The sequence below is a fragment of the Frigoribacterium sp. 9N genome, from assembly GCF_902506305.1.
Taxonomy (GTDB): Bacteria; Actinomycetota; Actinomycetes; order Actinomycetales; family Microbacteriaceae; genus Frigoribacterium.
The window spans coordinates 1-18,757 of record NZ_LR733391.1; the positions used below are offsets into that span (position 1 = coordinate 1).

16 protein-coding genes are annotated in these 18,757 nt (G+C 73.2%); 6 read left to right on the forward strand and 10 right to left on the reverse strand.

All coding sequences use genetic code 11. The annotated features are described in order from the left end of the window. A partial coding sequence (hemB, locus tag ARTHRO9V_RS00540) for a porphobilinogen synthase (protein WP_236556807.1) occupies nt 1–956 on the forward strand: 956 nt, incomplete at its 5' end. Next, nucleotides 956–2,299 carry a glutamate-1-semialdehyde 2,1-aminomutase gene (gene hemL, locus ARTHRO9V_RS00545; RefSeq protein WP_159824863.1) on the forward strand — a complete coding sequence of 448 codons (1,344 nt, stop codon included), beginning with the start codon at nt 956–958 and terminating at the stop codon, nt 2,297–2,299. The genes hemB and hemL, both read left to right, overlap by 1 nt. A gap of 241 nt (nt 2,300–2,540) precedes the next feature. Here hemL and ARTHRO9V_RS00550 read toward each other — a convergent pair whose 3' ends face one another. The 6 genes from ARTHRO9V_RS00550 to ARTHRO9V_RS00575 form a co-directional block, all read right to left on the reverse strand. Continuing rightward, nucleotides 2,541–3,356 (reverse strand): ABC transporter ATP-binding protein, encoded by an 816-nt coding sequence (locus tag ARTHRO9V_RS00550; protein ID WP_236556813.1) that lies wholly within the window; start codon nt 3,354–3,356, stop codon nt 2,541–2,543. After that, nucleotides 3,353–4,042 (reverse strand): GntR family transcriptional regulator, encoded by a 690-nt coding sequence (locus ARTHRO9V_RS00555; RefSeq protein ID WP_123571143.1) that lies wholly within the window; start codon nt 4,040–4,042, stop codon nt 3,353–3,355. The genes ARTHRO9V_RS00550 and ARTHRO9V_RS00555 overlap by 4 nt, the downstream gene beginning before the upstream one ends. Nucleotides 4,043–4,191: 149 nt before the next feature. Beyond that, nucleotides 4,192–5,172 (reverse strand): MDR family oxidoreductase, encoded by a 981-nt coding sequence (locus ARTHRO9V_RS00560; RefSeq protein ID WP_159824865.1) that lies wholly within the window; start codon nt 5,170–5,172, stop codon nt 4,192–4,194. A 24-nt stretch (nt 5,173–5,196) separates the two neighbouring features. Next, a complete protein-coding gene (locus ARTHRO9V_RS00565; protein WP_056044120.1) occupies nt 5,197–6,594 on the reverse strand; it encodes an SPFH domain-containing protein in 1,398 nt (465 codons plus the stop codon). 11 nt (nt 6,595–6,605) lie between these two features. Beyond that, nucleotides 6,606–7,115: a hypothetical protein gene (locus tag ARTHRO9V_RS00570; RefSeq protein WP_159824867.1), complete on the reverse strand. Its 510-nt coding sequence runs from the start codon at nt 7,113–7,115 to the stop codon at nt 6,606–6,608. Nucleotides 7,116–7,266: 151 nt separating this feature from the next. Continuing rightward, nucleotides 7,267–8,292, reverse strand: a complete 1,026-nt coding sequence (locus ARTHRO9V_RS00575; RefSeq protein WP_056044114.1) for a 6-phosphofructokinase — start codon at nt 8,290–8,292, stop codon at nt 7,267–7,269. 142 nt (nt 8,293–8,434) lie between these two features. Between ARTHRO9V_RS00575 and ARTHRO9V_RS00580 the strand changes: the two genes are divergently transcribed. Further along, on the forward strand, nt 8,435–9,139 hold the full coding sequence (locus ARTHRO9V_RS00580; protein ID WP_159824869.1) for a DUF4190 domain-containing protein: 705 nt from the start codon (nt 8,435–8,437) through the stop codon (nt 9,137–9,139). 82 nt (nt 9,140–9,221) lie between these two features. On the opposite strand, the gene ARTHRO9V_RS00585 is transcribed toward ARTHRO9V_RS00580, so the two are convergent. Both ARTHRO9V_RS00585 and ARTHRO9V_RS00590 read right to left on the reverse strand, forming a co-directional pair. Beyond that, nucleotides 9,222–9,707 (reverse strand): pyridoxamine 5'-phosphate oxidase family protein, encoded by a 486-nt coding sequence (locus ARTHRO9V_RS00585; protein WP_056044110.1) that lies wholly within the window; start codon nt 9,705–9,707, stop codon nt 9,222–9,224. A gap of 33 nt (nt 9,708–9,740) precedes the next feature. Beyond that, nucleotides 9,741–10,649 carry a rhodanese-related sulfurtransferase gene (locus tag ARTHRO9V_RS00590; protein WP_159824871.1) on the reverse strand — a complete coding sequence of 303 codons (909 nt, stop codon included), beginning with the start codon at nt 10,647–10,649 and terminating at the stop codon, nt 9,741–9,743. A 101-nt stretch (nt 10,650–10,750) separates the two neighbouring features. Between ARTHRO9V_RS00590 and ARTHRO9V_RS15940 the strand changes: the two genes are divergently transcribed. Next, on the forward strand, nt 10,751–12,148 hold the full coding sequence (locus tag ARTHRO9V_RS15940) for a GntR family transcriptional regulator (protein WP_370516152.1): 1,398 nt from the start codon (nt 10,751–10,753) through the stop codon (nt 12,146–12,148). Nucleotides 12,149–12,564: 416 nt separating this feature from the next. Here the strand turns inward: ARTHRO9V_RS15940 and ARTHRO9V_RS00605 are convergent, their stop codons facing one another. Next, the gene (locus ARTHRO9V_RS00605; protein WP_236556814.1) at nt 12,565–13,302 is read right to left on the reverse strand and encodes a sugar transferase; all 738 of its coding nucleotides are present in this window, start codon (nt 13,300–13,302) and stop codon (nt 12,565–12,567) included. Between the two features lie 121 nt (nt 13,303–13,423). Between ARTHRO9V_RS00605 and ARTHRO9V_RS00610 the strand changes: the two genes are divergently transcribed. Beyond that, on the forward strand, nt 13,424–14,386 hold the full coding sequence (locus ARTHRO9V_RS00610) for a DNA-3-methyladenine glycosylase (RefSeq protein WP_159824875.1): 963 nt from the start codon (nt 13,424–13,426) through the stop codon (nt 14,384–14,386). Between the two features lie 122 nt (nt 14,387–14,508). On the opposite strand, the gene ARTHRO9V_RS00615 is transcribed toward ARTHRO9V_RS00610, so the two are convergent. Next, nucleotides 14,509–14,979 carry a MarR family winged helix-turn-helix transcriptional regulator gene (locus tag ARTHRO9V_RS00615; RefSeq protein ID WP_056044096.1) on the reverse strand — a complete coding sequence of 157 codons (471 nt, stop codon included), beginning with the start codon at nt 14,977–14,979 and terminating at the stop codon, nt 14,509–14,511. A 41-nt stretch (nt 14,980–15,020) separates the two neighbouring features. Here ARTHRO9V_RS00615 and ARTHRO9V_RS00620 point away from each other — a divergent pair, with 41 nt between their 5' ends. Next, nucleotides 15,021–18,641 carry a proline dehydrogenase family protein gene (locus tag ARTHRO9V_RS00620; protein WP_159824877.1) on the forward strand — a complete coding sequence of 1,207 codons (3,621 nt, stop codon included), beginning with the start codon at nt 15,021–15,023 and terminating at the stop codon, nt 18,639–18,641. The last annotated feature ends 116 nt before the right edge of the window (nt 18,642–18,757 follow it).

Here is an 18,757-nt window from a genome sequence, read left to right on the forward strand (position 1 = left end):
TCCGCGCCACCCCCGCCCTGCGTCGTCTGACCGCCGAGACGCGCCTGCACCCCGCCGACCTCGTCCTGCCGATGTTCGTCCGCGAGGGCATCGACGAGCCCACCCCGATCTCGTCCATGCCGGGCGTCGTCCACCACAGCCTGTCGAGCCTGCCCCGGGCCGTCGAGCAGGCCGCCGAGGCCGGTGTGGGCGGCGTCATGCTCTTCGGGGTGCCCCTCGAGAAGGACGCCGTCGGGTCGGGCGCGACCGACCCCGAGGGCATCCTCAACGTGGCCACCCGCGTGGCCGTCGACGCCGCCCAGGGCGCGCTGGTCGTGCAGACCGACCTCTGCCTCGACGAGTTCACCGACCACGGCCACTGCGGCGTCCTCGCCGCCGACGGCTCGGTCGACAACGACGCCACCCTGGTCCGCTACGACGAGATGGCGGTCGTCCAGGCCGAGGCCGGGTCCCAGCTGATCGGCATGAGCGGCATGATGGACGGTCAGATCGGCTCGGCCCGCGACGCCCTCGACGCGGCCGGCTTCGGCGGCACGGCACTGCTCGCCTACGCCGCCAAGTACGCGTCGGCCTTCTACGGCCCCTTCCGCGAGGCCGTCCAGTCGACGCTGGTCGGAGACCGCCGCACGTACCAGATGGACGCCGCCAACGGGCGCGAGGGCCTGCGCGAGGTCGACCTCGACATCGCCGAGGGTGCCGACGTCGTCATGGTCAAGCCGGCGATGAGCTACCTCGACGTCCTCGCCGAGACGGCCGCGACGAGCACCGTCCCGGTGTGGGCGTACCAGATCAGCGGTGAGTACGCGATGATCCACGCGGCCGCCGCGAACGGCTGGATCGACCTCGACGCGGCCTCGTACGAGAGCGTCCTGTCGATCAAGCGGGCGGGTGCGGACGCGATCCTGACGTACTGGGCCACCGAACTGGCCACGCGCCTCCAGAAGGAGCGGTTCTGATGACCGAGCAGAGCAACGACACCTACTTCACCCGGGCCAAGCGGTCCATCCCGGGCGGCGTCAACTCGCCCGTCCGTGCGTACGGCTCCGTCGGCGGGACGCCACGGTTCCTCGTGGGTGCCAAGGGCGCCTACGTCACCGACGCCGAGGGACGCGACTACGTCGACCTCGTCGCCTCATGGGGTCCGGCGATCCTCGGGCACACCCACCCCGAGGTGCTCGAGGCCGTCCAGCAGGCGGCCGCGCGCGGCCTGTCGTTCGGAGCCTCGACGCCCGCCGAGACCGAACTCGCCGAGCTGGTCCGCGAACGCGTCGCCGTCGGCGACCAGCGGCCGATCGGCAAGCTGCGCATGGTGTCCACCGGCACCGAGGCGACCATGACGGCCATCCGCCTCGCCCGCGGCTACACCGGTCGCGACCTGCTCGTGAAGTTCGCCGGGCACTACCACGGGCACTCCGACTCGCTGCTGGCCGAGGCCGGCTCGGGCGTCGCGACCCTGTCGATGCCCGGCTCGGCCGGCATCACGGCCGAGACCGCCGCCCAGACGCTCGTCCTTCCCTACAACGACCTCGACGCCGTGCGTGCGGCCTTCGACGAGCACGGCCCGCGCATCGCCGCCGTCATCGTCGAGGCCGCCGCCGCCAACATGGGCGTGCTCGCGCCGCAGCGGGGCTTCAACCGCAGCCTGTCCGAGATCACGCGACGCCACGGCTCGCTGCTGATCGTCGACGAGGTGCTCACCGGCTTCCGTGTGGGACGCGCGGGCTGGTGGGGTCTCGAGGCCGCTCGGGTCGTCCCGGACGGCGCCGGGTGGGAGCCCGACCTCATCACGTTCGGCAAGGTCATCGGCGGGGGCATGCCGCTCGCCGCCCTAGGCGGTCGCGCCGAGGTGATGGACTTCCTCGCCCCGCTGGGGCCGGTCTACCAGGCAGGCACGCTCAGCGGCAACCCGGTGGCCGTCGCCGCCGGCATCGCCACGCTCAGGCTCGCCACGCCCGAGGTCTACGCCCGGCTCGACACCGTCGCCGACCAGTTGTCGGCCGGCGTCTCGGCCGCCCTGTCCGCCGAGGGCGTCGAGCACAGCGTCCAGCGCGCCGGGTCGCTCTTCTCGTTCGCCTTCACGCCGACGGCACCGAACGACTACGACGACGTCCGCGCCCAGCAGTCCTGGCGCTACCCGCCGTTCTTCCACGCCATGCTCGACGCCGGGGTCAACCTGCCCCCGTCGGTGTTCGAGGCGTGGTTCGTCACGGCGGCCCACGACGACGACGTGGTGTCGCGCATCCTCGACGCCGTGCCCGCCGCGGCCAAGGCTGCCGCGGCCGCGCAGGCGCCGCACTAGTCCGCTCGAGCGCGCGCCGCGCCTCCGTTCCGGCTCGCCGGGGGCTCGGCCGACTCTGCGCGCCGGGCTCGCCTGCCCGTCACTCGGGGCCATGCCTGCTCCGCCGCATCCCGCCACGAGGTAAACAACCCGCCACATCATTTCTTGGCGGGTTGTTTACATCGTGGCGGGGTGGCGGGGTGGCGGGGTGGCAGGCACTCCGGCAGCGGCTGCGCGTGGCGCCGTGATGCACGGCCGGAGGTCAGCGGCGGCGGGCGCGGGCCGACCAGCGGCCGTCGGCCCGATCGACCACGAGCGGGTGGTCGAACGCGCCCGACACGAGCTCGGACGTCAGCACGTCGTCGGCCCGTCCGGTGGCGAAGACCCGGCCGTCGCGCAGCAGCAGGGCGTGCGACGTGCTGCTCGGCAGGTCCTCGAGGTGATGGGTCACCGTCACGGAGGACATCGCGCGGTGGGTCGTGCGCAGCTCGTCGACGGTGTCGAGCAGGTGTTCCCGCGCCGCGACGTCGAGTCCCGTCGCCGGTTCGTCGAGCAGCAGCAGGGCCGGCTGCGACACCAGGGCGCGGGCGATCAGCGCCCGACCGCGTTCGCCCTGGGACAGCACGCTCCACCGTGCCGAGAGGCGGGACGAGAGACCGACGCTCGCGACGAGGTCGACGACCCGCGCCTCCTGCTCGTCGGTGGGCACCCAGCGGGGCACCGGGTCGCTGCTGCCCGTGAAGCCGGTCAGCGCGACCTCACGGACGGTGGCGTCGCCGACCATGCGATGGCGCGGATCGACGTGGCCGATGTGGCGGCGCAGCTCGCTCAGCTCGACCCGCCCGAGGCGGCGGCCGAGGACGTCGACCGTGCCCGCGGTCGGGTGGCCGAGCGCACCGCACAACGTGAGCAGCGTCGTCTTGCCGGCTCCGTTGGGGCCGATCAGCGCCCAGTGCTGGCCGGAGTCGACGCGCAACGACACGTCGTGCAGCAGATCACGACCGCCCCGGGTCACCCGTGCAGCGACGACGTCGAGCACGGGCGGCACCGGGGCGGCCACGGAGGGGGCGACGGTCACGCGCGGTAGATGCCCGCCTCGCGCACCTGGTCGAACAGGCCCTGCAGGCGTGCGGGCTGCTCGCGCACGACGGCGGCGGCCGCCGCGGCGTCGTCCGCCTTCACGGCGTCGCGGAACGCCACGGTGAAGGCGTGCGCCTGCGGGAAGTCGAAGATGCCGTTGGCCGACGGACGACGCAGGAGCAGCAGGAGGCGCGGGCCGGTGTTCGACCACAGTCGCGTCAGCGACTCGCTGTCGGCCGCGGCCAGCAGGATCTCGTTGGCCCGCACGAGGCCCGCGATGTCTTCTTCCTTCTTCGCCTTGAAGGCCTTGGCCCGGGTGTCGAGGAGGCCGACGACCTCGGCACGCTGAGCCTTGTCGAGCTTGGGCACGGCCCGCTCGACGAAGAGGGACCAGACGGCGTAACCGACGTCGACGGTGTCGACGAACTCGCCGTAGGACGGGTCGACGATGCGCGTGTAGCGGTTGGCCTCGATGTCGACCAGGGCCTGGTCGGCGAGCTTGGCGATCGCCTCGCGGACGGGCGTGCGGGAGACGCCCAGCCAGGCCACGAGCTGGTCGTCGTTCAGGCGCTCACCGAACTCGAGGGTGCCGTCGATGATCGCGGCGAACATCTTGTCGTAGACGACGTCGCGCAACAGGCGGCGCGGGGCGGGCGTCTGGTCGTCGTTCTGGGGGATCGGCATCGGGGGCCTCCGTCGTGTCTGCGGTCAGGTGCCGACGGTCGACGGCGCTCGGCACCGCGGTCGGTCGGTTCGTCGACCCGGCCCTGAACCGGTCGCCGACATGTCGAGCATAAACCCGAGGGCTGAGTACGTATGGGTGATCCGGAGTTCTAGATGTGCGATCCGCCGACGCGCACGACCGTCCGGCCCCGGGTCCGGCCCGCCAGGATCGCCTCGCCGGCGCCCACCACGTCGGCCAGGGCGACCTCGCCGGTCATCGAGTCGAGGAGGTCGAGGTCGAGGTCTCGTGCCAGTCGGTCCCAGGCGCGCTGGCGCAGGTCGAGCGGTGCCTCCACCGAGTTCACGCCGGCCAGGGTCACGCCCCGCAGGATGAACGGCAGCACCGTCGTCGGCAGGTCGGCGCCCTGGGCGAGCCCGCAGGCCGTGACGGTGCCACCCCAGCGGGTCTGGGCCAGGACGGTGGCGAGGGTGTGGCTCCCGACCGAGTCGACGCCGCCGGCCCAGCGGGCCCGCTGCATCGGCTTCCCCGCACCGGACAGTTCGTCGCGGTCGACCAGGGCCGCGGCCCCGAGCGAGCGGAGGTAGTCGCCCTGCTCGGCGAGGCGACCCGAGGAGGCGCTGACCGAGTACCCGAGGCGGCTCAACACCGCGATCGCCACCGACCCGACGCCTCCGGCCGCACCGGTCACCACGACGTCGCCGTCGTCGGGTCCGACGTCGCGTTCGAGCCGGAGGACGCTCAGCATCGCCGTGAAACCCGCCGTGCCGATGGCGGCCGCGCGCCGCCCGTCGATGCCCGGGGGGAGCAGGACGGTGCTGCCCGGATCGACCACGACGCGTTCGGCGAAGCCGCCCGCCTTCGTCTCGCCGTGGCCCGCACCGTTGACCAGCACCTCGTCGCCCGGCGCGAAACGTGACGACCCCGAGGACGCCACGACGCCGACCAGGTCGATGCCGGGCACGAGAGGATCGACCCGGGCGACCCCGGGGTCACCGCGAAGGGCGAGACCGTCCTTGTAGTTGATGCCGGACCAGGTGACGTCGACGACGACGTCACCTGGCCCGGCGACCGGCTCGTCGAGCTCTCGGAGCTCGGCGGCCCTGCCCTTCTCGACCACGATCGCACGCATGCGACCGAGGTTACGCGGGTGCGGTCAGACGCGATCGACGGGGCCGGACGCTCCCGCCTTGCCCCCGAGGAACCCGCCCAGCGCACTGACGAGGTCGAGCCCCGTCGTGGCCTTCACGACGTCCTGCAGCTGCGTCATGTTGTTGGCGACCGACTTGGTCAGCTCGTTGGCACCGTCGGTCGACACCACCGTCAGGGCGTCGATGTTGCCCATCGGCGCCGCCATCTCGCGGGCGATCTCGGGCAGGCGCGAGATGACCTGCGAGGCGAGTGCCGCCTGGCCGAACTTGCCCTGCGCCTCGGCCAGCGCGTCCACGGCCTCGGCCTCGGCGAGACCCTTGGCCTTGATCGCCGCGGCCTCGGCGCGACCGGCGGCCTCGACGGCCGCGGCCTCGTTCTCGGCCGCGTTGCGGGCGGCGTCGGCGAGCTGGGTGCGGCGGAACGCCTCGGCCTCGACGGCGGCGTTGGCCGCGTCGCGCTCGGCCTCGGCGTTCTGCACGGACGCGTAGGCCGCGGCCTCGGCGGGCTGGCGCACCTCGATGTTGAGTCGCTCCTGGTTGACCTTGGCCTGCTCGGCCACGGCGATGCTCTCTTGTTCGGCGACCAGCTTGTCTTGCATGGCCCGGGCGAGCTCACCGGCGGCGGCGGCCTCGGCCTGGGCCCGGTCGGTCTCGGCCTTGATCTGGGCCTGGCGGACGTCGAGCTGCAGCTGACGCTCGGCAGTCTGCTGCGTGTTGCCGATGCGGGCCAGGGCGGCGATGCGCTCGGCCTCGGCCTCGGCCACGTCGGCGTTCTGCTTGGCGACGGCCGCCTCGGCGCGACCACGGTCGGCGAGGTAGGTGCTGCCCGGCGTCTCGATCTCGCGGATGTTCATGGTCTCGATCTGGAGGCCGAGCTCGGCGAGCTCGCCCTTCGTCTCGTTCACGGCGTCGGCCGCGAGGCGCGAGAAGTTCTTGACCAGGTCGTCGACCGGCTGGCCGCCGATGAGACCGCGGATCGACCCCTCGAGCGACTGCTGCACGATGACCGGGAGCTGCTGCTGCTGCAGCAGGTAGCGCTGGGCGGCGCGGCGCACCCCGTCTTCGGTGCCGGTCACCTTGAAGTTGACCGTGGCCTTCACGGCGGTGCGGATGTAGTTGGCGTCGATCGCCTGCACCTCGACCGGGGTCTGGTACTGCTCGAGCGACAGCTTGAAGCCCTCTTGGAAGATCGGCCAGACGAAGGTGCGGCCACCGATGATGACCTTCTGCGGGCTGGAGATGCCGCCGCCCTCGGACCGTTCGGCGCCACGGCCGACCACGATCAGGGCCTCGTTCGGCGGGACGCGTCGGACGCGGCTGGCGACGAACGACAGCAGGGCGAGCACGATGACGACGGCGACGACGATGGCGACGACGCTGACGTTGGAGGAGATGAAGTCCACGGGGCTTCCTTTCAGTTGGTCTGGGGATCACGTGACGCAGAGGTCTCGCCGGCGTCGAGCGCCTCGACCTGCACGCGCGGGCCGTTCTCGGCCACGACGCGGACGCGGACGCCGCGCTCGATGCGCGCGTCGCTGGTCGCGAGCCGCCGCTCGAGCTCGCGGACGTCGTCGAGCCGGACCTCGCCGCCGGCCGGGCCGGTGGCCTCGGTCGTGACGCCGACGAACCCGACGGGCGACCAGTGCCCCCCGCTCTCGCGGCGCGTCACGCGGCGGACGACGAGCTGGATCAGCACGAGGGCGACGAGGGCCATGCCGACGGCGACGGCGTAGGTCCACCCCGCGGCGAGGTCGGTCTGCGAGGTGACGACCCCGGCGAGCCCGAAGATGGCCAGGGCCGCGCCCAGTGCGACGCCCGAGACGAGCCCGTCGCCGACGTCGACGACGTCGAGCAGGTCGCCCACGACGATGCTGACGAGCAGGAGCAGGAGTCCGATCGCCCCCACCACGATGAACGTGATCATGCGTCGAGACTGTCAGACTCCGGCCGGGCGCACATCGCCTGTGCGACGGACCCCGCGCCACCGCCCACCGGCCACCGCGCACCGGCCACCGCGCACCGGCCACCGCGCACCGGCCACCGCCCACCGGCCACCGCCCACCGGCGGCCGCCCCTCAGCCGAAGAGGATCGCGGCCTCGTCGTAGCGGTGCTGCGGGACGACCTTGAGGCTGTCGAGGGCCTCCTCGAACGAGACGTGGACGATCTCGGTGCCCCGCAGGGCGACCATGCGCCCCCAGCGACCCTCGACCACCGCGTCGCTCGCCGCCATGCCGAGCCGCGTGGCGAGCACGCGGTCGTAGGACGTGGGCGTACCGCCGCGTTGGATGTGCCCCAACGTCGTGGCGCGGGTCTCGATGCCCGTGCGCTCCTCGATGACGGGGGCGAGTCGCTCGCCGATCCCGCCGAGGCGCGGGCGGCCGAAGGCGTCCAGGCCGCGCTCGGAGTGCACGTCGCTCTCGTGGTCGGGCACGAAGCCCTCGGCGACGACCACCAGCGGTGCCCGACCCCGGTCGTAGGCCGACTGCACCCACTCGACGATCTGGTCCATGCTGGTCGCCTGCTCGGGGATGAGGATCGCGTGGGCACCGGCGGCCATGCCCGAGTGCAGGGCGATCCAGCCCACGTGCCGGCCCATGACCTCGGCGACCATGCAGCGGCTGTGCGAGTCGCCGGTGGTGCGCAGGCGGTCCATGGCGTCGGTGGCGATCTGGACCGCGGTGTCGAAGCCGAAGGTGTAGTCGGTCGCCCCGAGGTCGTTGTCGACGGTCTTGGGCACGCCGACGATCTTGAGCCCCGCGTCCGTCAGGCGCTTGGCCGCGGCCAGGGTGCCCTCGCCGCCGATCGCGATCATGGCGTCGATGCCGAAGCGCTCCATGTTCTCGGCGATGCGGTCGACGCCGCCGTCGCCCTCGAACGGGTTCGTGCGGCTCGTCCCGAGGATCGTGCCGCCCTGTTTCGCGATGCCCTGGATCTCTTTGCGGGTGAGGGGCATCACGTCGCCGTCGACGACGCCTCGCCAGCCGTCGCGGAAGCCGACGAACTCTTGTCCGTGGATCTGCGTGCCCTTGAGCACGGCACCGCGGATGACCGCGTTGAGACCGGGGCAGTCGCCACCGCTGGTGAGGATTCCGATTCGCATCGAGGGGCTCCATCGCATCGAAGGGCCCGATCGACGGGCCGAGGTCGAGACCCATCATGGACCACGAGGAGGCGCGGCACCTGTCCACGGGCCCGGTCACCGCCCTGCCGGTCGCGCAGGCGGCCGTACTACCCTCGCCTGCATGAGCAACGAGCAGCCGGGGCGTCCGCCGTCGCCGTGGGCGCGGTTCGCCCGGCCCGCGCCGACCGAGCCCGACCGGGGCGAGTTCCCGTTCGGTCCGCCTCGCCCGGTGCACCCCGAGGCGGGCGTGGCCGATCGCGGTTGGCCGCTCGACCCCTCCGGCGCATCGTCGATGCCCGCCACGCGACAGCAGCAGCCGTTCTTCCCCCAGCCCGCGGCGTCGCAGCCCCTCGCGTCGCAGCCCGTCGGCCAGCAGGCCGCCGCGCCGACGTGGGACTCTGACGGTCGTCAGGTCTGGGCGCCGCCGCCCGGTCCCGTGCCCGAGACCGGCTCCGCACCCGACGCCCGGGCCGAGAACGCAGGCCTCGGCTCGTACTTCTTCCCCGCCGACGACGACTGGTCGTCGGCACCGCCCCGCACCGACGACGAGGGCCGCGGTCTCGCGATCGCGTCGATCGTCTTCGGCGTCTTCTTCGCGCCCCTCGGCCTGGTGTTCGGCATCGTGGCGGCGCGACGCGCCCGCGCCGCCGGCCGCCCGGCCACCCTCGCGCTGACCGGCATGGTCGTCGCCTCGATCGTCATCGTCCTGAGCCTCGTGTACGCGATCGCGGCACTCGACTACTACTCGCAACTCGCGACGACCTGTGCCCAGCTCGGTCCCGGCGACTATGTGAACGGCGACGGTCGGACCGTCACCTGCGGGTGACCGGGGCGGGCACGGACCGCCACGGGACGCGAACCGCCGGGGGCGCGGGCCGTCGAGGACGACCCGCGCCGCGCCTCCTCGGCTAGAGCGAGACGGTGCCGGTGTCGGCGACGTTCTTCGGGTGTCCGCCGGTCACGGCGGCCTTGGCGTACTTGAACAGGGTGACGGCCTTGGGCTCGTTGCTGACCCAGTACTCGGCCGTGTCGACGTCGACCTCGAGCAGTGCGACGGTCGGGTCCTCGCGGCCCTTGTCGAACCAGGCCTCGGCCCCGGTCGTCCACAGTTCGTCGATCAGCCCGGAGTCCTTGACGATCGAGGCCTTGCCCGCGAGCGACAGGTAGCCCTTGCCGGTCTCGACGGCGACGTTCACCTGCGGGTGCGCCTTGACGTCGTCGACCTTGGGGGAGGGGTCGCGCGTGAAGAAGTACACCTTGCCGTCGAAGTCGCGATCGACGATCGCGAGGGGCCGGCTCACGAGGTGGCCGTGGCTGCTCTGCGTGGTGAGGATGCCGATGCGGCCCGCGTCGAGGACCTCGCCGATCTTCTTGATGTCGTTGGTCTCAGTCATGCCGGGGACCCTACGCCGGAGCCTCGACCGAGGTCACAGCACCGGAGGTCCGCCGCCGGTCAGGGACGAGGAGGCGCGGTGCCGGTCGCAGGTCACGTCGCCTCGTGCACCGCACCCGTCGCAGGCGACCAGTTGCCGTCGGCACTGCACCTCGACGCAGTTCTGCATGCGACTGGTCGCGGTGCCGCAGACTTCGCAGCGACCGATCACGGCCGCGTGGTCGCTGAACTCGACCGACCCGCGACCGTCGAAGACGTAGAGCGAACCGTCCCACAGGCCGTCGTCGCCGAAGCGCTCGCCGTACCGCACGACACCCCCGTCGAGTTGGTAGACCCGCGAGAACCCCCGCGACGTCATGAGGGACGACAGCACCTCGCAGCGCACGCCACCCGTGCAGTACGTGACGACGGGCTCGTCCTTGAGGTGGTCGTAGCGCCCGCTGTCGAGTTCGGCCACGAAGTCGCGGGTCGTGGCCACGTCGGGCACCACGGCGCCTCGGAACCGACCGATGCGTGACTCGTACTCGTTGCGCCCGTCGAAGAAGGTGACCTGCTCACGGTCGACGAGCTCGTGGAGTTCGTCGGGGGACAGCCGCTCACCGGTGCCCACCACGCCGGACCCGTCGACCTGCAGTTCGTCGGGAGCGCCGAACGTCACGATCTCGTCGCGCACCTTGACCGACAGGCGGGGGAAGTCGTCGCCGGTGCCCTCGCTCCACTTGACGTCGAGCCCGCCCAGGGCCGGGTGCTGCCGGGTCTTCTTGAGCCAGCGCTTGACGTCGGGCAGGTCGCCTCCGAGCGTGCCGTTGAGGCCCTGGTGGGACACGAGGACGCGCCCGCGCAGGTGCAGGGACTCGGCGAGGTCGCGCTGCCACAGACGCATCGCCTCGGGATCGCCGAGCGGTGTGAAGGCATAGAACAACACGATCTTCGGGGTCGCCACCAGGAGATCCTAGGGGCAGGCCGGCGGGGGAGCGCCGCACGCCTGAGGCATGCATGCCTTATGCTGGTACCCGGAATTCCAGACACCGACGAAAGGCGACGATGCCCGTCCCGACCCCCGCCCGTCCGGTCATCCCTCGGCGCCTGCAGAAGGACGCCGTCTTCGAGTACCTGGTCGCGGCGATCCTCGACGGCACGCTGCGACCGGGCGAGCGTCTGCGAGACGCCGACTGCGAGACGTGGCTCGGTGTCTCGCGGACGCCGATCCGGGTCGCCATCGCGAAGCTCGAGCAGGTGCGACTGGCCGAGATCTCGGCGCGGAGGGCGACGAGCGTCGTGGTCCCTCGCCGCGAGGTCGCCGTCGACCTCCTGGCGGTCGGGTGCGCCCTGCTCGCGGCCGTCGTGGCGTCGGCGGGTCACGACGAACGAGCCGGGCTCGATCGACGCCTGTCGGGCCTCGTCGCCGACTGCCGCGCTCGTTCCTCCTCGGCGGATGGTTCCGTCGAGGAGGTCGACGCGGTCGGCGACTCCTGGGCGGCGGTGTGGTCGGCCGTCGACGACCACGTGTTCGGCCGCCTCGCCGTCCGACACGCACGACGTCTGACGCTGCCCCTGCGTCATCACCTCCGAGAGCTGTCCGCCGACGACCTCGACGTCGTCGCCGACGTGTTCGTCGAGGTTCGTCGGTCACTCGGCGGCGGGCTGGTCGACGACGCGGCCGAGGCGTGCGAGCGGGCCACCTCGAGGCTCGACCCGCCCGACGTCGCCCGGGTCGGGTCGTCCGATCCGCGCGGGGCGTCCGCCGTCGTCGAGGGCCGTCGCGTCCTCGCCCGGGGTGACGACGTCACGAGGGCCGGCGCCCGCGCGACCCTCGTCCGACCACGCCTGAGCGACGACGTCTACCGGATGATCCTCGTCGCGATCCTGGACGGCACCCTGACGCCCGGCGAGAGGCTCGCCGACGACGAACTCACCACCTGGCTGGGCGTCTCGCGGACTCCCGTCCGTTCCGCTCTCGAACGGCTCGACGAGAGGGGCCTCGTCGACATGGCTCCGAACCGCTACACGCGGGTCGCTCGCCCCGAGGTCGCCGACGTCGTCGCCGCCCGCGACCTGTACGCACGACTCGTGTCGTGGTCGGCCGATCGACACCCGACGGGCGGCAGCGCCGACCGGGCCGAGATCGCGGCGGTGACGAGCCGACTGCTCCCCTTGGCGACGAGGTCCGAAGGGGCCCCGGCGACCCTGACGACCCTGACCTGCCTGGGCACCGCGGTCAGACGACTCGCCTCGGTCGAACGATCACCGGCGCTGTCCCGCGAACTCGACATCCTCGAGCCCCGTCTGGTCCACGGGGTGATCTCGTGCGGATTCGGACTGCCGCCGAGCTCGTGGCGGACGTTCTCGGATGCCGTGCGGGTGTCGCCCGGTGCGACGGGTGGCGGCTGGGGCCCGGCAGCGGCCGCTCTGATCCGTTCGCTCAGCCCGCAGGGGGGCTGAGCGCCTCGAGGTCGTCGTCGGCGAACGCCCGACGGAGGTCGTCGAGCACCGAGTCGTCGACGACGACGATCGATCCGCGAGGTCGCGTTCGTCGACGGGCTCGCGGCTGTCCGACCCGAGGAGCAGCAGGTTGACGGAGCCGTCGGTGGCGGGGGCGGGACGGCCCGCGTAGTCGGTCAGGGTGCCGACGTCGTCGAGGGCGTCCTCGGCCGACCGGATCGTGGTGAGACCGAAGATCGCCAGTGCCCCGACCCCCGTGATCACGACGCCGACCAGCACGAGCAGGCTCGTCATGGCGAGACGGTGGCGTCGGAAGAACGAGCGGCGTCGTCTGCGGGCACGGTGGTCGGTCATGGTGGCTCCGCTTCGGGGGTCTGGTCGGCGGTGGGGTCCGGGGAACGCGTGCCGCGTCTCGCTCAGTACGCGCCGGAGGGCCGGACGACGGCGCCGATCGTCTGCACGAGCAGCCGCGCATCGGTCGTCGGCGTCCAGCCGTGGACGTAGCCGAGGTCGAGGTCGAGCCCGGCGTCCCAGTCGAGGTCGGAGCGGCCCCCCACCTGCCACGGGCCGGTCAGCCCCGGCAGCACCGTCAGGCGCTGGCGGGCGCGGCTGCAGTACTGGGCGACCTCTCGCGGCAGGGCCGGGCGCGGCCCGACCAGGCTCATCTCGCCCCGCAGCACGTTCACCAGCTGCGGCAGCTCGTCGAGCGAGTGCCTGCGGAGCACGCGGCCGACCCGGGTCACACGCGGATCGACGCGGAGCTTGAACAGCGGCCCGTCGGCGTCGTTCGCCTCGGGCATGATCGCGACGGCCCGATCGGAGTCGGCCATCGATCGGAACTTCAGCATCTCGAAGGTCCGGCCGTCGAGCCCACAGCGTTCTTGGCGGTAGAGGACCGGGCCGCGGCTGTCGAGTCGCACCGCCAGGGCGACGAGGGCGAGCGCGGGAGCGAGGGTGGTCAGAGCGGCGACGGCCCCGACCACGTCGATCGCCCGCTTGGCCCGACGGGCGACGGCCCGCCGGACCGGGGGAGCGGCCGGGGCGACGTCGGGACCATGGGCATCGCCCTGGTGGTGGCGGTTCGGTCGGCCGGGCGCGGAGGAGGTGACGCGGGCACCTGCGGGTGCGGACAGGGGTCTCGTGGTGATCGTCATCGGGTCTGCTCGGTGTCTCTCGTCTCGTGCACGGGCGGCGGATGGCCGACGCATAAAATATCACATAGACATGAGCCATGACGCAAGAGGGGTTGTCGGCGGGAGCGTCTACCATCGCGACATGGATCAGCTCGAGCGCACGGGGGCCGCTCCCGCCGCGGACGACCTACGGCTCGGGACGGTCTACTCGTCGGCACGCCCGGTGGACGTCCGGGCCACCCTGCGGCCCCTGGGTCGCGGCTCGGGCGATCCCTCGTTCCGGGTCGACGGCGACCGGACGTGGCTCGCCCTGCGCACCCCGGCGGGCGAGGCGACGCTCTGCGTGTCGGCGAGCCGCGCCTCCTCGTCTGTCCGCGCCGACGCGTGGGGGCCGGGAGCCGCCTGGGCGATCGAGCACGTGCCCGAGCTGCTGGGCCGCGGCGACGACTGGTCGGGGCTCGACGTCACGACGAACGCGTTCCTGGCCGACGCCCGTCGGCGGCAACCGGGGCTCCGGCTGACCCGCACCAACCTCGTGCTGCAGGCCGTCGTCCCGGCGATCCTCGAGCAGAAGGTCACGAGCGTCGAGGCCTGGCGTGCGTGGCGACAGCTCGTGCGTCGACACGGCACGCCGGCGCCGGGTCCGGCACCCGAGGGGCTCGTCGTGCCGCCGGACGCCCAGGGCTGGCGCCGCATCCCCAGCTGGGAGTGGCACCGGGCCGGCGTCGGGCCGCAGCGGTCGGCGACCGTCATGAGGGTCTGTGCGGTGGCGCCCGCACTCGAGCGCACGCTCGCCGTCGGTCGGGGTGGCGACGAGGTCGCGACGCGCCTCCGGTCGATCCCCGGCGTGGGCGTCTGGACCGCCGCCGAGACGACGCAGCGTGCGCACGGCGATCCCGACAGCCCCAGCGTGGGCGACTACCACCTACCCGCCGTGGTCGGATGGGCGCTCATCGGCCGTCCCGTGGACGACGACGGCATGCTCGAGTTGCTCGAGCCGTGGCGTGGCCACCGTGAACGCGTCATGCGGTTGATCACGGGCAGCGGCTTCTCGAAGCCGAGGTTCGGCCCGCGCATGACCATCCAGGACCACCGCTTCCATTGACGCGGCCGGCACGGCCGGCACGGCCGAGACGGCCGAGACGGCCGAGACGGCCGAGACGGCCGAGATGACCGAGGTGGCCGCGACGACCGCGCGTCCGCGTCGGGACGCAGAGGAGGCGCGGGTCAGGCCTGGGCGTCGGGCGACGCGTCCGTGCCGATCGCCTCGAGCACGCGACCCGAGAACGCCCGGACGACCTCGGCGTCCGTCTCGAGCACGTCAGTGAAGTACCTCTTGATGGCGGCCGTGTGCCCCCGGGTCGCCGCGAGCATGGCCCGGCGGCCGTCGGGCGTCAGCTCGACCCAGGTGCCCCGCGCGTCGGACGCGCACTCGGTGCGGCGCACCAGCCCTCGGCGCTCCATGCGGGTGACCTGGTGGCTGACTCGGCTCTTCTCCCAGCCGATCTGCTCGGCGATGTCCCGCACGCGCGAGCGTCGGTCGCTGCTCCGGCCGAGGCCGACGAGGATCTCGTACTCGGGGGCGGACACGCCCGAATCGCTCTGCAGACGGAGCTCGAGGGCCCGGTCGAGGCGCCGTCTCATGGCGTAGAAGGAGTCCCAGACGACCCACTCCTCGTCGGTGAGTTCGTCGGCCATTCGCCCAGTGTAGGGACGGTGGCGCGGCATATCCTCGACCCATGTCCGATGTGCACGCCGACGAAGTCACGCAGCAGACCGTCGAGACAGCCCGCCGCTGGTGGGACGCCGCGCGTGCCGTCCCGGTGCAGGGTCCGGCCGCCCGTCTGACCGAGGTGCTGCGCGACCCCCGCGGCCTCGACTTCGCCCGCGACTTCGCCGACCGCGTCGTCCGCCCCGGGGACGACCGGGCGGGCGCATCGGCCCTCGAGTCGCTCAGCCGACGCACGCCGGCCCTGCTGCCCTGGCACCTCCGGGCGGCGATCTCGTTCGGTGGGGGCTTCGGTCCGATCGCACCCAAGCCGATCATGCCGGTCGCGCGGCGGACGCTGCGCCACATGGTCGGGCACCTGCTCGTCGACGCGCCACCCGAGAAGCTCGCGCAGGCCCTCACGGGTCTGCGCGGCGACGGCGTCCGGCTCGACGTCACCGCCTGGGGGCCCACGGTGTCGGGACCGACCCAGGCCGAGCGCCGGGTCGCCGCGGTCCGGGCCCTGATCGAGCGGCCCGACGTCGAGCGCGTCACGACGACCGTCCGCGAGCTCGTCGGCCCGACCTCGCCCTGGGCCTTCGACGAGACGAGCGACCTCGCCGAGTCGAGGCTCCGGCCCCTGGTCGAGCTGGCGGCGTCGACGGGCACGCTCCTCACCCTCGGCGTCGACCGGCACGCCGACGTCGACCTCACGATCGACGTCTTCACGCGACTGCTCGACCGACCCGGGCTCGAGGCGGTGACGGCGGGCATCGTCGTCCAGTCGTACGTCCCCGAGGCGCTCGACTCGCTGCGGTTGCTCACCGACTGGGCCCGTGACCGCGTCGACCGGGGCGGCGCGCCGATCTCGGTCCGGCTGGTGAAGGGCGGGTCGCGACTCGACGAGATCGTCGACGCCCGCCTGCACGACTGGCCCGTCGTCACCTTCGAGGCCAAGCACGAGACCGACGCGAGCCACCTCCGGCTGGTCGAGTTCGCGCTGAGGCCCGAGAACGCCGCGGTCGCCCGGGTCGGCCTCGCCGGGCACGACGTCTTCGACCTGGCCCATGCCGTCACGGTCGCCCGTCGCCACGGCACCGACCACCTGCTCGACGTCGAGATGTGGCTGGGGGCCGCACCCGGGCTCGCCGAGGTCGTCCGCTCCGAGCTCGGGTCGCTCGTCCTCCTGGTGCCGGTGATCGTCTCCGGCGAGTTCGACTCCGCCGTGCGACACCTGGTGGGCCGGCTCGACGCGCTCGCCGACCCCGAGGGATTCCTCTCGAGCGCCCTCGACGTCGACCACGAGGCGGCGTTCACGCGAGAGGCCCGCCGGCACGACCGCGCCGTGGCGGCCGTCGGCGAACTGCCCTCCGTGCCCCGCCGCCGTCGAGACCGGTCGGGCCCGCTCGACGAGGGCCCCGACCACGTCGTCGACTTCGTGGCCGAGGCCGACACCGATCCTTCGCTCGACGGCAACCGGAGGTGGGCCCGAGGCGTGCTCGGGCGCGCCCGCCGGTCGGTCGCCGGCAGCGAGACCGCCGACGCGGCCCCCTCCCTCGGGGCCGCCTCCTCGGACGACGGCGCCCTCGACGACGACTCCCTCGTGGCGATGGTGACCCGCGCCTCCTCGGCCGGCGGGGCCTGGGGCGGCCAAGACCCCGAGACCCGCGCCGAGCTGCTCGACCTGGCGGGCCGCGAGCTCGCCCTGCGGCGTTCGCGCCTGGTCGAGGTGTCCGTCAGCGAGTCCGGTTCGACCCTGTCCGAGGCCGACCACGAGGTCGGTGCGGCCGTCGACTCGGCCCACCGTCTGGCCGTCCTGACCCGAGGGCTCGCGGCGGTCGACACGGCCGAGCACCGGCCCCCGCGGCTGACGGTCGTCGTGCCCGACCTCGTCACGCCCGTCGCCGGAACGGTCGAAGGAGTGCTCGCGGCGTTCGGCGCCGGCAGCGCGGTCGTCGTCTTGTTGCCCCGGAGCCGGCGGCGGGCGGTCGCCGTCGTCGCGGAGGCGCTCTGGGCGGTCGGCGTCCCGGACTCGCTCCTGGCCCTCGTCGTCGCGGACGACCCCGACCACGAACGCGCCCTGCTGACGCACCCGCTGGTCGACCGGGTGGTCGCGCACGGGGCGGTCGAGACGGCCGTCGGCCTCCGCGACGTGCGCCCCGACCTCGACCTCGCCGTGCGGACCCGGGGGGTGACCTCGCTCGTCGTCACCCCGTCGGCCGACCTCGAGCTCGCCGCCGCCGACGTCGTCGCCAGCGTCGTCGACCACGCCGGCCGTGGTCATGGAGCCCTCGACCTGGTGCTGGCCGTCGGGTCCGTCGGTCACGGTGAGACGTTCCGTCGCCTGCTGCGCGAGGCCTTCGAGGCGGTCGTCGTGGGTCCGGCCGACGACGTCGCCACCGTGATGGGCCCGCTCGCCTCCACCCCGACCGGGTCCGAGCTCGACGTCTTGACCGTGCTCGGCCCCGGCGAGTCGTGGCTGCTCGAGCCGCGTCCCCTCGACGAGACCGGGGCCCTCTGCTCGCCGGGCGTGCGCGACGGCGTTGACGCCCGCGGCGCCTTCGCCTCCCGCTCGCACGAGGTCCCCGTCGTCGGCCTCGTCCCGGTCGAGACCCTGGCCGAGGCGATCGCGGTGCAGAACGCCGAGAACGGCGGTGACGTGGCGGGTCTGCACTCCCTCGACGTCGACGAGATCGACGAGTGGCTGCACACCGTGCGGGCCGGAGACCTCGTCGTCGGCGGTCCTACGACGGGCGCCCGGGTCCGGCGCAGGCCCCCCGGCGGGTGGGGTCGACGGGCAATCGGTCGGGGTCTCAAGCCCGGCGGTCCGAACGCCCTGATCGGCCAGGGGGCCTGGCGCCACCGTCCCCACGAGCCGCGCCCCTCCCTGCGCCTGCACGACGTCTCCGAGGGGGTCACCCGTCTCGTCGACGCGGCCCGACCCACCCTGTCGTTCGAGCAGTTCGACTCGCTGCGGACGGCCGTCGAGAGCGACCAGCGCGCCTGGCAGTCCGAGTTCGGCCTGGCCCGTGACGTCACCGGCCTCGTCGTCCAGCGCAACGTGCTCCGCTACCGTCCGCACCCCGTCACGCTGCGACTCTCCGCGGGGGCCGATCCGACGGCTCTCGTCCGGCTCGTCGCCGCCGGGGCACGGGCGGGGTCGACCCTGACCATCAGTTCGGCCGTGCCGCTGCCGGCGGGTCTCGTGCACCTGTGGCGCGCCTCCTCGTCGCCGGTGCGGGTGCGAGACGTCGTCGTCGAGAGCGACGAGGCGTTCGTCGCGCGGGCGGCCGCGGGGGCGCTGCAGGGCCCCACGGCCGAGGTGGCCGGCCCGGACGTGCTCGACCTGCTGGCCGAGGCCGCCGGGGGCGAGCGGGCCTCCACCGAGGAGGCGCGGGTCGACGACTCGAGACCGGCTCCGTCACCCGAGGCGGTCGCGGCCTACCGCGGCCTGCGCATCCGGACGATCGGCGGAGACCCCGCCGCGCTGGCCCGGGCCCTGCGGGGCAGCCCCGACGTCACGATCTCGTCTGGCGAGGTGACCGAGGAGGGGCGGATCGAACTCCTGACGTTCCTGCGAGAGCAGTCGGTCTCGCTGACGGCGCACCGGTACGGACGCCTCGACCCCACGCTGGCCGACCTGCGACTCTGACCGGCCTGCGGGTCGGGCCGATCTGCGGGTCGGGCCGGCCTGCGGCATCGAGCTGCGAGTCGGGACGGCCCGCGACACAAACCGACCTGCGAGCCGCCCGACCTGAGCCTCCGACC